General features: G+C 70.8%; 12 protein-coding genes. 7 read left to right on the top strand and 5 right to left on the bottom strand.

What is annotated here, in order from left to right; all coding sequences use genetic code 11:
- Window position 1 precedes the first annotated feature (1 nt).
- From AB0P03_RS24330 to AB0P03_RS24315, 4 genes are all read right to left on the bottom strand, one after another.
- A complete protein-coding gene (locus tag AB0P03_RS24330; RefSeq protein ID WP_363580303.1) occupies window positions 2-1615 on the bottom strand; it encodes an ABC transporter ATP-binding protein in 1614 nt (537 codons plus the stop codon).
- Between the two features lie 260 nt (window positions 1616-1875).
- Entirely contained in the window at window positions 1876-2937 is a 1062-nt protein-coding gene (locus AB0P03_RS24325; protein WP_363580226.1) for a BMP family ABC transporter substrate-binding protein, read from the bottom strand.
- 417 nt (window positions 2938-3354) lie between these two features.
- A complete protein-coding gene (locus AB0P03_RS24320) occupies window positions 3355-4608 on the bottom strand; it encodes an amidohydrolase (RefSeq protein WP_363580224.1) in 1254 nt (417 codons plus the stop codon).
- Window positions 4609-4791: 183 nt separating this feature from the next.
- Window positions 4792-6381 carry a methylmalonyl-CoA mutase family protein gene (locus AB0P03_RS24315; RefSeq protein WP_363580222.1) on the bottom strand — a complete coding sequence of 530 codons (1590 nt, stop codon included), beginning with the start codon at window positions 6379-6381 and terminating at the stop codon, window positions 4792-4794.
- A gap of 140 nt (window positions 6382-6521) precedes the next feature.
- Between AB0P03_RS24315 and AB0P03_RS24310 the strand changes: the two genes are divergently transcribed.
- The 3 genes from AB0P03_RS24310 (at window position 6522) to AB0P03_RS24300 (ending at window position 9802) form a co-directional block, all read left to right on the top strand.
- Complete coding sequence (locus tag AB0P03_RS24310) at window positions 6522-7277, top strand: SDR family oxidoreductase (protein WP_363580220.1); 756 nt, start codon at window positions 6522-6524, stop codon at window positions 7275-7277.
- Between the two features lie 68 nt (window positions 7278-7345).
- Window positions 7346-9001 (top strand): alpha/beta hydrolase, encoded by a 1656-nt coding sequence (locus AB0P03_RS24305; protein ID WP_363630725.1) that lies wholly within the window; start codon window positions 7346-7348, stop codon window positions 8999-9001.
- 315 nt (window positions 9002-9316) lie between these two features.
- A complete protein-coding gene (locus AB0P03_RS24300) occupies window positions 9317-9802 on the top strand; it encodes a 2-oxo-4-hydroxy-4-carboxy-5-ureidoimidazoline decarboxylase (protein WP_363580301.1) in 486 nt (161 codons plus the stop codon).
- Window positions 9803-9845: 43 nt separating this feature from the next.
- On the opposite strand, the gene AB0P03_RS24295 is transcribed toward AB0P03_RS24300, so the two are convergent.
- Window positions 9846-10625, bottom strand: coding sequence for a hypothetical protein (locus AB0P03_RS24295; RefSeq protein WP_363630723.1), 780 nt, complete (start codon window positions 10623-10625; stop codon window positions 9846-9848).
- 254 nt (window positions 10626-10879) lie between these two features.
- On the opposite strand from AB0P03_RS24295, the gene sdhC reads away from it, so the two are divergent.
- The 4 genes from sdhC to AB0P03_RS24275 are packed head-to-tail and all read left to right on the top strand — an operon-like array spanning window position 10880 to window position 14330.
- Window positions 10880-11260 carry a succinate dehydrogenase, cytochrome b556 subunit gene (gene sdhC / locus AB0P03_RS24290; RefSeq protein ID WP_063349043.1) on the top strand — a complete coding sequence of 127 codons (381 nt, stop codon included), beginning with the start codon at window positions 10880-10882 and terminating at the stop codon, window positions 11258-11260.
- Between the two features lie 8 nt (window positions 11261-11268).
- Window positions 11269-11760, top strand: coding sequence for a succinate dehydrogenase hydrophobic membrane anchor subunit (locus AB0P03_RS24285; RefSeq protein WP_350877244.1), 492 nt, complete (start codon window positions 11269-11271; stop codon window positions 11758-11760).
- A 54-nt stretch (window positions 11761-11814) separates the two neighbouring features.
- Window positions 11815-13557 carry a succinate dehydrogenase flavoprotein subunit gene (gene sdhA, locus AB0P03_RS24280; RefSeq protein ID WP_063349041.1) on the top strand — a complete coding sequence of 581 codons (1743 nt, stop codon included), beginning with the start codon at window positions 11815-11817 and terminating at the stop codon, window positions 13555-13557.
- The gene (locus tag AB0P03_RS24275) at window positions 13557-14330 is read left to right on the top strand and encodes a succinate dehydrogenase iron-sulfur subunit (RefSeq protein ID WP_350877240.1); all 774 of its coding nucleotides are present in this window, start codon (window positions 13557-13559) and stop codon (window positions 14328-14330) included. Before sdhA ends, AB0P03_RS24275 begins: the two co-directional genes overlap by 1 nt.
- Window positions 14331-14383: the final 53 nt, after the last annotated feature.

The raw sequence follows: 14383 nt of genomic DNA, 5'->3' as shown, positions 1-14383 counted from the left end.
GTTACTCCCCCGCCTGCGGGTCGTCGGCGGTGTCGGTGGGGCCAGCGTCGGACTCGGCCTCGGTGCCCTCCACGAGGATCTCGTGGAACTGCTCGACGGCCTCCGCATCGGACTCGATGTGGCCGCTGGCGGCACCCGTCATGGCGGTACCGAGGTCCTCGGCGGTGACGGTGGCCGGGTCGGCGTCGGCGACCAGGCGCCCGCGGTAGATGACCCGGATGGTGTCGGACAGGCCGATCAGCTCGTCCAGGTCGGCGGAGATCAGCAGGACGGCCAGACCGGCCCGCTGGGCGACCCGGATGTGCTCCCAGATCTGCGCCTGCGCGCCGACGTCCACACCACGGGTGGGGTGCGCGGCGATCAGCAGCTTGGGCTGGTGGCTCATCTCGCGGCCGATGATCAGCTTCTGCTGGTTGCCGCCGGAGAGGGAGGCCGCGGTGACCTCGATGCCCGGGGTGCGGACGTCGTAGTCCTCGACGATCCGCCAGGTGTCCTTGCGGGCGGCGCCCGGGTCGAGCAGGACGCCCTTGGAGTTGGGCGCCTCGGTGACGTGACCGAGGATCCGGTTCTCCCAGAGCGGGGCCTCCAGCAGCAGGCCGTGCTTGTGGCGGTCCTCGGGGATGTAGCCGATGCCGGCCTCGCGGCGGGCCCGGGTGAGCGAGCCGGAGAGGTCCTTGCCGTCCAGGGTGACGGTGCCGCCGTCCAGCGGCAGCATGCCCATGATGGCCTCGACCAGTTCGGCCTGGCCGTTGCCCTCGACGCCGGCGATGCCGAGGATCTCGCCCTTGTGGATGCGCAACGAGATGTCGTCGAGGACGACGCGCTCGATGCCCTCGGCGTCGGTCTTGGCGATCCGCAGGTCCTTGACGTCGAGCATCTCGGTCGTGGTGACGGTCGACTCGCGGCTCTCCGGGGAGGGCAGCTCGGCGCCGACCATCATCTCGGCCAGCTGACGGGCGGTGACGGCCTTCGGGTCGGCGTCGCCGACCGTGGTACCGCGCCGGATCACGCTGATCGCGTCGGCCACCGCCAGCACCTCGTGCAGCTTGTGCGAGATGAAGATGACGGTGACGCCCTCGGACTTGAGCTCGCGCAGGTTGTCGAACAGCGCGTCGACCTCCTGCGGGACGAGCACGGCCGTCGGCTCGTCGAGGATCAGGATCTTGGCGCCGCGGTAGAGCACCTTGAGGATCTCGACGCGCTGGCGGTCGGCGACGCCGAGGTCCTCGACCAGGGCGTCCGGGCGCACGCCCAGGCCGTACTGGTCGGAGATCTCCTTGATCTTCGCCTTCGCCTTGGCGCCGATGCCGTGGAGCTTCTCGCCGCCGAGGACGACGTTCTCCCACACGGTGAGGTTGTCGGCCAGCATGAAGTGCTGGTGGACCATGCCGATGCCGCGGGAGATGGCGTCGCCCGGGGTGTTGAACTCGCACGGCTCGCCGTTGATCGCGATGGTGCCCTCGTCCGGCTTCTGCATGCCGTAGAGGATCTTCATCAGCGTCGACTTGCCGGCGCCGTTCTCACCCATCAGGGCGTGCACGGTACCGCTGCGGACGGTGAGGTTGATGTCGTGGTTGGCCACGACACCGGGGAAGCGCTTGGTGATGCCGCGCAGTTCGACGGCCGATGTCGCCGTCCCCGCGCTGGGGGTACCGTCCTCGCGCGGGGGGACGGGGTCGGATGCGGTGATGGCGATCTCCTGGTGGTCTGGAGGCGCGTCGTTGCGCTGGGAGGGCCAAGGGGAAGACGGGGGGACGGGACGGGGCCCGGGGGTACGCGTTGAGCGCACCCTGCCGGGCCCCTCCCGTGATGCTTTGCCGTTCATCGCGCTGCCGGGCAGGCGGCAGTCGCTGGTGCGTCCGGGACGCGCGGGCCTTACTGGGCCGGCGCGGTCGGGACGGTGGTGGCGCCGGAGGTGATCGCCGTGGCGGCGGCCTTCAGCTTGTCCTGGATGTCGTCGAGCTTGCCGCCGGTGGTGGCGAGCGAGACGCCCTCGGCCTTCAGGTCGAAGAGCTTGATGCCGGTGAACGGCTGGCCCTTCTTGATCGACTCGATGTAGGAGAAGACGGCGTTGTCGACGTTCTTCACCATCGAGGTGAGGATGCTGTTCTTGTACTTCGCCAGGGCCGGCTGGGCGGCCTGGTCGGAGTCGACGCCGATGGCGTAGGCGCCCGGCTTGTTGGCGACGGCCTCGATGGCGCCGTTGCCGGAGGAGCCGGCGGCGGCGTAGATGACGTCCGCGCCCTTGTCGAGCTGGCCCTGCGCGGCCTCCTTGCCCTTGTCGGGCGAGTTGAAGCCGGTGAAGTCCGGAGGCGTGGTCAGGTAGGTGGTCTCGACCTGGATGTTCGCGTCGACGGACTTCACACCCGCCTTGTAACCGGCCTCGAACTTCTTGATCAGCTCGGTCTGCACACCGCCGATGAAGCCGACGTGCTTGGACTTCGACTTGTTCGCGGCGGCGACGCCGGCGAGGTACGAACCCTCCTGCTCGGCGAAGACCAGCGAAGTGACGTTGGACGGCTGGTCCTTGTCGTTCGAGTCGATGATCGCGAACTTGACGTTCGGGTTGTCCTTGGCGACCTTGTCGACCGCCTGCTGGTAGACGAAGCCGACCGCGATGATCGTCTTGTAACCACCGTCGATCAGGTTCTTGAGGCGGGTCTCCTTGTCAGCCTCGGCCTCACCGGTCTTGGCGTCGGCCTCGGTGACCGCGACGCCGAGCTCGGCCTTGGCCTTGTCGAGACCGCGAGCGGCGGAGTCGTTGAACGACTGGTCGCCACGGCCGCCGATGTCGTAGGCCATACCGACCTTGATCGAGCCGTCGCCCGAACCGGAGGAGGTGTTGCTGTCAGTGCTCTTTGCGCCGCAAGCGGCGAGCGAGGCCATGCCCAGGGAACCCGAGAGCACAACCGCAGCGAGCTTCATTGAACGGCGCAAGGGAGTATCTCCTTCTCACACGCACCTGATTAGCGTGGTCGGACGCCACCGTAACGCGCGTAGAACACGGTTGGGTTACGGGGTGCCGGAGCATTCGGGTTGTTATCAAACCGTGGTCTCACGGTCTTCCCGAGGCCCTATTTCCCGTGCGCGACGGTGATCCAAAGCTGGTTTTGCGGCTCAGTCTACGGAACCGTTCGATTAGCTCGGATGGCGGTAAACCGGCCGGTCACCCCGATGGGGTGCCGACCGGTCGTCCGGGGGGTCGCCCGAGGGGGCGTTCACACGGTGCCCGAGGAGATGTCCGGGGACGGCGTGCGCCGCTCAATCCCGCGGCCCAGTCCTGCTGTTCGGTTTCCGCGGCTCGGTCCTGCGGCTGGGTCCTGCCGTTCGGTTTCCGCAGCTCAGTCCCGCAGCTCAGTCCCGCGGCTCGTCCAGGGCGAGCGCCGCGAACAGCTCCACGCCGATCCCGATCGCGCGCTCGTCGGCGTCGAAGCGGCCCTGGTGCAGGTCGCGGACGGTGGTGTCACCGGGGGCGCGGACGCCGAGCCGGGCCAGCGCGCCCGGGGCGTGCTCCAGGTACCAGGAGAAGTCCTCGCCGCCCAGGCTCTGCTCGGTGCTCTCCACCACCCGCGCGCCCTCCCGGCCGAACCGGTCGGTCATCGCCGCGTCCAGCAGGGCGACCGAGACCGCCTCGTTGACCACCGGCGGCACCCCCCGGTGGTAGTCCAGCGTCCACTTCGCCCGGTAGGTCTCGGCCAGCTTGGCGATCAGCTCGTGCAGCAGGTCGGGCGCCTCGCGCCAGCCGTCCAGCTCCAGGCAGCGGACGGTGCCCTCCAGTTCGGCGTGCTGCGGGATGACGTTGGACGCGGAGCCGGAGGCGATCCGGCCCCAGACCAGGCTCACGCCCCAGCGCGGGTCCATCCGACGGGCCAGCGCGCCCGGCAGGTCGGCGGCCATCCGGGCGACCGCGGTCACCAGATCGGTGGTCAGGTGCGGGCGGGCGGTGTGCCCGCCGGGGCCGTCCAGGTGCAGCACCAGGCGGTCGCAGGCCGAGGTGATCGCCCCGGTGCGCAGGGCGATCCGGCCCACCTCCACCTTGGGGTCGCAGTGCACCGCGAAGATCCGGCCGACGCCGTCCATCCCCCCGGCCTTGATCACGTCCAGCGCACCGCCCGGCAAGACCTCCTCGGCCGGCTGGAACACCAGCCGGACGGGGCGGCGCAGTTCGCCGGTGCGGACGGCCTCGGCCAGCACCAGGGCGGTGCCGAGCACCACCGCGGTGTGCACGTCGTGGCCGCAGGCGTGGGCCCGGCCGGGGACGGTCGAGCGGTACGGCACGTCGGTCTTGGCGTCGTCGATCGGCAGCGCGTCGATGTCGGCGCGGAAGGCCAGGAACTCGGTGCCGGGGGCGGTGCCGGCCGGGACGACGTCGACGATCAGGCCGGTGCCGCCGGGCAGCACCCGGGGGCTCAGGCCAGCCGCCACCAGCCGGTCGCGGAGCAGGCCGGTGGTGCGGAACTCCTGGCGGCCGAGCTCCGGGTGCCGGTGCAGGTCACGGCGGAAGGTGATCAGCTCGGACTCCAGCCCCCGGACCCGGGCGCGCAGTTCGGCGGCGGGGCGGGCGGTGGCCAGAGTGGCGCCCGGCTGAGCGGGCTCAGGACGGTTCATCTCAACAAGGGTAGGCCTGTTGGGGGGATTTGGCCCGACTTCTGGAAAACTAGTCCCCGGATGGGCGCATACCGGCCGAACAGGTGGGTATGACATCTCGTTTCAGCCGCCTTCCCCGGTTGCTTGCCCTGTGCAACGATCACCCGGAGCGGCGGTCACGGCCGCCCCAATCTTGACGTGACGTCAGAAGCGCTCCACCGGGGCGTACACGCCCCACACCTCCCGCAGGGCGTCGCAGACCTCGCCGACGGTGGCCCGCGCGGCCAGCGCCTCCTTCATCGGGTACAGCACGTTCCCCGCCCCCTCCGCGGTGCGGCGCAGCCCGTCCAGCGCCCGGGCGACGGCCACGCGGTCCCGCCCGGCGCGCAGCCGGGACAGCCGCTCGACCTGCTGCCGCTCGACCGCCGGATCCACCCGCAGCGGCCGGTACGGCTCCTCGGCGTCCAGCCGGAAGCGGTTGACGCCGACCACCGTCCGCTCGCCGGAGTCGGTCTCCTGCTGGAGCCGGTAGGCGGTGCGCTCGATCGCGGCCTTCTGGAAGCCCCGCTCGATCGCGGCCACCGCGCCGCCCAGCTCCTCGACCCGGGCCATCAGCGCCAGCACGGCGGCCTCCACCTCGTCGGTCAGCGACTCGACCGCGTACGAGCCGGCGAACGGGTCGGCGGTGGCGGTCACGTCGGTCTCGTGGGCGAGCACCTGCTGGGTACGCAGGGCGAGCCGGGCGGCCTTCTCGGTGGGCAGCGCGATCGCCTCGTCGAAGCCGTTGGTGTGCAGCGACTGGGTGCCGCCGAACACCGCGGCGAGCGCCTGCACCGAGACCCGGACCAGGTTCAGCTCGGGCTGCTGGGCGGTGAGCTGCACCCCGGCGGTCTGGGTGTGGAAGCGCAGCATCCACGAGCGCGGGTCCTTCGCGCCGAACTCCTCCCGCATCACCCTGGCCCAGATCCGGCGGGCGGCACGGAACTTGGCCACCTCCTCCAGCAGCGTGACCCGGGCCACGAAGAAGAACGAGAGCCGGGGGGCGAAGTCGTCCACCGCCATCCCGGCGGCGATCGCGGTACGGACGTAGGCGATGCCGTTGGCCAGCGTGAAGGCGATCTCCTGCGCCGGATCCGCCCCGGCCTCGGCCATGTGGTAGCCGGAGATGGAGATGGTGTTCCAGCGCGGGATCTCCGCCCGGCAGTACCGGAAGACGTCCGCGACCAGCCGCAGCGAGGGCTGCGGCGGGAAGATGTACGTGCCCCGGGCGATGTACTCCTTCAGCACGTCGTTCTGGACCGTGCCGGTCAGCCGGGCCGGCGCCACCCCCTGGGCCTCGCCGACCAGTTGGTAGAGCAGCAGGAGCAGGGCGGCGGGCGCGTTGATGGTCATGGAGGTGGACACCCCGCCCAGCGGGATGCCGTCGAACAGGACGGCCAGGTCCTCGACGCTGTCAACGGCCACGCCCACCTTGCCCACCTCCCCGGCGGCGAGCGGCGCGTCCGAGTCGTAGCCCATCTGGGTGGGCAGGTCGAAGGCCACCGACAGGCCGGTGCCGCCGCCCGCGATCAGCTGCCGGTAGCGGGCGTTGGACTCGGCGGCGGTGCCGAAGCCCGCGTACTGGCGCATCGTCCACGGCCGCCCGGCGTACATCGTCGGGTAGACGCCCCGGGTGTACGGGTACTCCCCCGGCCGGCCGAGTCTGCTCGCCGGATCCCAGTCGGCCAGCGCCTCCGGGCCGTACAGCGGCTCGATCGGGAAGCCTGACTCGGCGCGGCGCGGCTCGGCTGCCATGAGGTCCCTCCACGGGATCGGCGGGGGCATCGGTCGGTCCTCGCAATGTAGGACAGGACCCGGAGCGGGACCGGTCGGCGCGGGCGCGGACGCGGTTGAGATGATCGGGTGAACGACCGGATGAGCCCCAGGGAGTGGCAATGACCGAGCAGAAGGTGGCCGTGGTCACCGGTGCCAGCAGCGGAATCGGCGCGGCGACCGCCCGCCGGCTGGCGGCCGAGGGCTTCGACGTGGTGCTGACCGCCCGGCGGACCGAGCGGATCGAGGCGCTGGCCAAGGAGATCGGCGACGGGGGCGGTTCGGCCAGGGCGGTCACGCTCGACGTCACCGACCGGGCCGCCGTGGACGCCTTCGCGGCCGAGGTGGGCCGGGTCGACGTGCTGGTGAACAACGCCGGCGGGGCGATCGGCGCCGAGACGGTCGAGCACGGCGACCCGGCCGACTGGCGGGCCATGTACGAGGTGAACGTGCTCGGCGTGCTGCACGTGACGCAGGCGCTGCTGCCGGCCCTGCGGGCCACCGGCGACGGCACCGTGCTGGTGCTCTCCTCGACCGCCGCGCTGGCCGCGTACGAGGGCGGCGGCGGGTACGTCGCGGCCAAGCACGCCGCGCACACCATCGCGGCGACGCTGCGCCTGGAGCTGTGCGGGGAGCCGATCCGGGTGATCGAGATCGCCCCCGGCATGGTGAAGTCCGAGGGCTTCGCGGTCACCCGCTTCCGCGGCGACGAGGAGAAGGCCGCGGCCGTGTACGCCGGCGTGGCCGAGCCGCTGACCTCGGAGGACATCGCCGACACCGTGGCCTGGGCGGTCACCCGCCCCCCGCACGTCAACATCGACCTCCTGGTCGTCCGCCCCCGCGCCCAGGCCGCCAACCACAAGGTCCACCGCGGCTGACCCGCCCCCCGGCGGGCAGCCCGGGGGCCATGATCAAACGTGTCACCCGCCAGTGGTACACACGTGCGATGAGAACCTTCCGGGCCGCCCGCCCACGGGTCCTGCTGACCGCCCTGGCGGCAGGCGCCCTGCTCCTCACCTCCGCGTGCAACGACACCGCCAAGCCGTCCCAGGACCAGGCCGCCGGCGCCTCCGCGCCCGGCACCACGAGCCCCACGGCCACCCCGCCGCCGACCCCGACGCCCAAGCCCACCGGCGAGGCCGACCCGGCCCTCCAACCCTTCTACGGCCAGCAGATCGCCTGGGCCGACTGCCCGGCCGACCCCACGGCCGAGAAGCTCAAGATCGACACATCCGGGATGCAGTGCGGCAAGCTGCACGTCCCGCTCGACTACGCCAACCCCGGCACCGACGCGATCGACCTCGCCCTGGTCAAGTACCCGGCAGCCAAGCCGGACCAGCGGATCGGCTCACTGATGGTCAACCCGGGCGGCCCGGGCGAGTCCGGCGTCGGGATGGTCGAGTACGGCGCCAAGGACTTCACCGGCACCCTGCACAACCGCTTCGACGTCATCGGCTTCGACCCGCGCGGCACCGGGGACAGCTCACCGGTCGTCTGCTACGACGACAAGCAGCGCGACGCCGCCGACCAGCAGGACGCCCCGCTCGACCTGGCGACCCGCAAGGCCGAGCACGTCAAGCAGGCCACCGAGCACGCCGCCGCCTGCCAGGCCAAGTCCGGCAGGCTGCTGCCGTTCGTCGGCACCCGCAACACCGCTCGCGACCTGGACGTGCTGCGCGCCGTCAGCGGCGACAAGAAGCTCAACTACCTCGGCGTCTCCTACGGCACCTACCTCGGCTCGCTGTACGCCGAGGAGTTCCCGAAGAACACCGGGCGGCTCGTCCTGGACGGCGCCGTCGACCCCTCCCAGGACACCATGGACCACGGCGTCGACCAGCAGGTCGGCTTCGAGAAGTCCTTCGAGCGCTTCGCCGCCGACTGCGTGGAGAACCACGCCGACGAGTGCCCGCTCGGCAAGGACCCGGCCAAGGCCGCCAAGAAGGCCGCCGACTTCCTGGACGGGCTGTACGACCACCCGCTGACCGTCAAGGACGGCCGCAAGCTGGGCCGCGACCTGGCCTGGACCGGCACCATCCAGGCGCTCTACGGCGACGAGAAGACCTCCTGGAAGTACCTGCGCGCCGCCCTGGGCTGGGCGATGGTGCGCGGCAAGGGCGACTACCTGATGGACTCCGCCGACGGCTACAACGGCCGCGACGAGAACGGCCACTACAGCCCGATGCAGGAGTCCAACGGCGCGATCAGCTGCGCCGACGCGGCCCGCCCGGCACCGACGCCGGAGCACGCCAAGCAGGCGGTGGACCGGCTGACCGCCGAGGCACCGCTGCTGTCCAAGGGCACCACCGTGGACGACTACAGCGAGGCCGGCTGCGCCTACTGGCCGTTCAAGACCACGGAGAAGCCGCACACCATCCGGGCGGAGGGCGCCGCCCCGATCCTGGTGGTCGGCTCCACCGGCGACCCGGCCACCCCGTACGCCTCGGCCGAGGCGCTGGCCAAGGGCTTCGCCAGTGCCACCCTGCTCACCCGGGTCGGCGAGGGGCACGGGGCCTTCGGCAAGGGCAACGTCTGCATCGACCGGGCCCTGGAGGCCTACCTGACCGAGGGCACGATGCCGGCCGACGGAACCCGCTGCTCCTGAGGCGGGGGTGCCGGGTCAACAGCTGCCGGATTAACGGATGAATGTGGGGAGGGCGCTGACACAAAGATGTCAACGTCACAACTTGATAGCTCGTCCGGATGAATTCCGCGCGCGCCCTCCCCAACTGATGACCGCTCAACTACCTTTGAGGAGCTGCCCGACCGGCGCCGTGACGCCGCCCGCAGCCCCCATACTTCAGCTGCTTCACCCCACCCCACTTCACCGGCACCTTCCCGCCCTCACGAGGAGGACCCGCTGGCCAGCGACGTCCCACCACAGCGGCTCGATCCAAGCTCCGAGCCGACCCTCCTCGGGCTGCACCGCTTCAACGAAGCCGATGCCGGCGCCGCCGAGGAGGCCCTCCTGGCCTGCTGCGGCAGCCACCGCTGGGCCCTGCGGCTCACCGCGCACCGGCCCTACCCCGACATAGAGTCCCTGCTGGCCGCCGCCAGCGAGGCCTCCTACGACCTCCGCCCGGCCGACCTGGCCGAGGCGCTCGCCGACGAGAGCTGGATGCCGCAACCGCTGCTCGGCATGCGGGCACCGGGCAGCCAGGCCGCGCACACCGCGCTGCGGGCCGCCCACGCCGCGTACGAGGCCAGGTTCGGCCACGTCTTCGTGGTCTGCCTGGAGGGCGTGGCCCCGGAGGAGATGCTCGACACCGTGCTCTCCTCGATCCGCACCCGGCTGGCCAACGACCCCGACGAGGAGCGGCTGATCTCGGCGGACGAGCTCCGCCGGATCTCCCTCACCCGGCTGGAGCACCTGGTCGCCACCCATTCGGAGGCCGGGGCGCGCTGAGCCGCCGACTCCTCCCCCATCCCGCCCACTCCCTCTCCGCCCGCTACTTCTTCTTCGCCTGCGCGGCCCGCAGCTTGGCCACCTGCTGCCGGACGATCACCTCGTCCGGCGCGGTGGCCGGCTCGGCGGCGACCCCGAAGGTGGTGAACACCGCGAGCGCCGGCCCGATCCGGGCCAGCACCGCACGCTGCGAGAGCACCGCGCTCCCCGATTCATTCGTCAGGGTGAATCCGAGCGCGGCGTCCGCTCCCCCGGGGGTGGGCGTGTCCTCACGGTTCAGCCGGTGCCTGGTCCGGATCGGCGCCCTCTTCCCCGGCTTCTCGGCCGGCGGCGCCGGGGCCATCGAGGTGAACGCGGCACACGGGCCGAACAGCTTCTCCAGCTCCGCCTGGAGCACGGCCGCCCGCCCCGTCCGGTAGCCGAGCAGCCCGCCGTACACGCCGCCCCTGGGGTCGGCGGCCCGGGCCACGCTCAGGTCCGTCTCCGCGTACGGGTAGCCCGGGGCCTGGGCGGCCGGCGAGGCAGAGGCGGCCGGGGTGGCCGGGGTCACCGCGTCCAGCAGCGGCTGGCAGGCCGGGACGTCCGCGACCTCCCGCCCCGCGCCCGCCCCGGTGTCGCCGTGGCCGGGCGTCATCACCGTCACCGTGTAGCCCGCCCCGAGGTCGGCGTCGGCCACCGCGGCCGCCCGCAGCTCGGCCGCGGACAGCTCGCGGCCGGGCCCGGCCCGGTCCGCGGAGGAGCCGCCGACCGCGGTGCAGCCCGTGGCGAGCATCAGCAGGGCCGCGAGGGCGGCGGCGGGCGGTCGGACGGGGCGAAGCGGCACGGGGGCCTCGGCAGGGTGTCGGCGGCGGAGCGGGCCGCCACCGTAACGCAGCCGAGCAGTCACCCAGAGCGACCAAAGTGCCGCCGGTTCCCGTCCGGCTAGGCCAGTCGTGCCTGATTGATCACACCTGAGACCCCCGGAGGCGGTTCGCGACGCGGCGTCGATAGGATGCTGGCGGCCGGTGGACCGTACCTGGCCGGGCTGACCGACACCGAAGCCGGCCGAGCCCCCAATCGCTTCCGGAGGGTTTTTCCGTGCCGGCTGGAACGCTGTACCGCGGCCGGGAAGGCATGTGGAGCTGGGTGGCTCATCGAGTCACCGGCGTCCTCATCTTTTTCTTCCTGTTCGCCCATGTCCTGGACACCGCTCTGGTGCGCGTGTCGCCCGAGGCGTACGACACCGTCATTCAGACGTACAAGACTCCTCTCGTGAACCTGATGGAGTACGGCCTGGTGGCCGCCATCCTGTTCCACGCCCTCAACGGCCTGCGGGTCGTCGCCGTGGACTTCTGGTCCAAGGGCCCGAAGTACCAGAAGCAGATGCTCTGGACCGTCGTGGCGGTCTGGGTCGTGCTGATGGCCGGTTCCTTCTACGGGATCCTGCAGCACACGCTGATCTCCTGGTTCGGGAAGTGAGCTGACACATGTCCACGGAATACTCCGACGCGCTGGTCGTCCCCTCCGCGCAGGCGCACACCGGCAAGGGCCTCGGCACCGGCAACCCGGCCGACGCGTTCGTCATCGAGCCGCCGCGCAAGCGGACCCCGAAGACCCCGCGCCGCACCCGCACCAACTTCGAGATGCTGGCCTGGCTCTTCATGCGCCTGTCCGGCATCGTCCTCGTGGTCCTGATCCTCGGCCACCTGCTGATCATGCTGGTGCTCGACGGCGGCGTCTCCAAGATCGGCTTCGCCTTCGTGGCCGGCCGCTGGGCCTCGCCGTTCTGGCAGGTCTGGGACCTCACGATGCTCTGGCTCGCCATGCTCCACGGCGCCAACGGCATGCGGCAGGTCATCAACGACTACGCCGAGAAGGACTCGACCCGGCTCTGGCTGAAGGGGCTCATGGGTACCGCCACGGTCTTCACCGTGCTGCTGGGCACCCTGGTGATCTTCACCTTCGACCCCAACATCTGACGACAAAGCATCTAATCGGCAATCGGCAGAGGCCAGAGGCGAGTTAGAACCCCCATGCAGATTCACCAGTACGACACCGTCATCGTCGGCGCCGGCGGCGCCGGCATGCGCGCGGCCATCGAGTCGACGCAGCGCACCCGCACCGCCGTCCTGACCAAGCTCTACCCCACCCGGTCCCACACCGGCGCGGCCCAGGGCGGCATGTGCGCCGCCCTCGCCAACGTCGAGGAGGACAACTGGGAGTGGCACACCTTCGACACGGTCAAGGGTGGTGACTACCTGGTCGACCAGGACGCCGCCGAGATCATGTGCAAGGAGGCCATCGACGCCGTCCTCGACCTGGAGAAGATGGGCCTGCCCTTCTCCCGCACCGAGCAGGGCCGGATCGACCAGCGCCGCTTCGGCGGGCACTCCCGCAACCACGGTGAGGCCCCCGTCCGCCGCTCCTGCTACGCGGCCGACCGCACCGGTCACATGATCCTCCAGACGCTGTTCCAGAACTGCGTCAAGCACGGCGTCGAGTTCTTCAACGAGTTCTACGTCCTCGACCTGCTGATCAACGAGGGCAAGACGGCCGGCGTCGTCGCCTACGAGCTGGCCACCGGCGAGATCCACGTCTTCCAGGCCAAGTCCGTCGTGTTCGCCTCCGGCGGCACCGGCAAGTTCTTCAAGGTCTCCTCCAACGCCCACACCCTCACCGGTGACGGCCAGGCCCTGGTGTACCGCCGCGGCCTGCCGCTGGAGGACATGGAGTTCTTCCAGTTCCACCCGACGGGCATCTGGCGCATGGGCATCCTGCTCACCGAGGGCGCCCGCGGCGAGGGCGGCATCCTGCGCAACAAGGACGGCGAGCGCTTCATGGAGCGCTACGCCCCCGTCATGAAGGACCTCGCGTCCCGTGACGTCTGCTCCCGCGCGATCTACACCGAGATCCGCGAAGGCCGCGGCTGCGGTCCGGACGGCGACCACGTCTACCTGGACCTGACCCACCTGCCGCCGGAGCAGCTGGACGCCAAGCTCCCGGACATCACCGAGTTCGCCCGCACCTACCTCGGCATCGAGCCCTACACGGACCCGATCCCGATCCAGCCCACCGCGCACTACGCCATGGGCGGCATCCCGACCAACGTCGAGGGTGAGGTGCTGCGCAACAACACCGACGTCGTCCCGGGCCTGTACGCGGCCGGCGAGGTCGCCTGCGTGTCCGTGCACGGCGCCAACCGCCTGGGCACCAACTCGCTGCTGGACATCAACGTGTTCGGCCGTCGCGCGGGCATCGCCGCCGCCGACTACGCCAACGTGCACGAGTTCGTCGAGCTGCCCGAGAACCCGGCCGAGAAGGTCCAGGCCCTGGTCGACGGCCTGCGCGAGGCCGCCGGCACCGAGTCCGTGGCGCAGATCCGCAAGGAGCTGCAGGAGACCATGGACGCCAACGCGATGGTGTACCGCACCGGCGCCACCCTGAAGCAGGCGGTCGAGGACATCGCCGCGCTGAAGGAGCGCTACAAGAACGTCTCGATCCAGGACAAGGGCTTCCGGTACAACACGGACCTCCTGGAGGCCGTCGAGCTGGGCAACCTGCTCGACCTGGCCGAGGTGCTGGCCGTCTCCGCGCTGGCCCGCGAGGAGTCGCGCGGCGGCCACTACCGCGAGGACTTCCCGACCCGTGACGACGTGAAGTTCATGCAGCACACCATGGCGTACCAGGAGGTGGCCGCCGACGGCAGCACCTCCATCCGCCTCGACTACAAGCCGGTCGTCACGACCCGCTACCAGCCGATGGAGCGTAAGTACTGATGAGCACTCCTACCGTGGAGAAGCACTCGGCCGCTCTGGACGCGGTCGAGGCGGGCGGCGTCGAGCTGATCACCGTCACCTTCCGGATCCGCCGGTTCAACCCGGAGGAGCACCCGGACCCGGTGTGGGTCGACTACCAGCTGACGCTGGACCCGAAGGAGCGCGTTCTGGACGCGCTCAACAAGATCAAGTGGGAGCAGGACGGCACCCTCACCTACCGCCGTTCCTGCGCGCACGGCATCTGCGGCTCCGACGCCATGCGGATCAACGGCCGCAACCGGCTGGCGTGCAAGACCCTGATCAAGGACGTCAACCCGGAGAAGCCGATCACGATCGAGGCCATCAAGGGCCTCACGGTCCTCAAGGACCTGGTCGTGGACATGGACCCGTTCTTCCAGGCGTACAAGGACGTCATGCCGTTCCTCATCACCGAGGGGAACGACCCGACCCGCGAGCGCCTGCAGTCCGCCGAGGAGCGCGAGCGCTTCGACGACACCACCAAGTGCATCCTGTGCGCCGCGTGCACGTCGTCCTGCCCGGTGTTCTGGAACGACGGCCAGTACTTCGGCCCGGCCGCGATCGTGAACGCGCACCGCTTCATCTTCGACTCGCGCGACGAGGGCGCCGAGCAGCGCCTGGAGATCCTCAATGACCGTGAGGGCGTGTGGCGCTGCCGCACCACCTTCAACTGCTCCGAGGCCTGCCCGCGCGGCATCGAGGTCACCAAGGCGATCCAGGAAGTGAAGCGGGCGCTGGTCACCCGCCGCTTCTGATCTCCACCTGACACGGCGAAGGCCCCCGTCCGATCATCCGATCGGACGGGGGC

Origin of the sequence: Kitasatospora sp. NPDC088779 (assembly GCF_040685395.1) — a bacterium.
Lineage (GTDB): Bacteria > Actinomycetota > Actinomycetes > Streptomycetales > Streptomycetaceae > Kitasatospora.
This window is presented reverse-complemented; position numbering and strand designations above follow the sequence as displayed.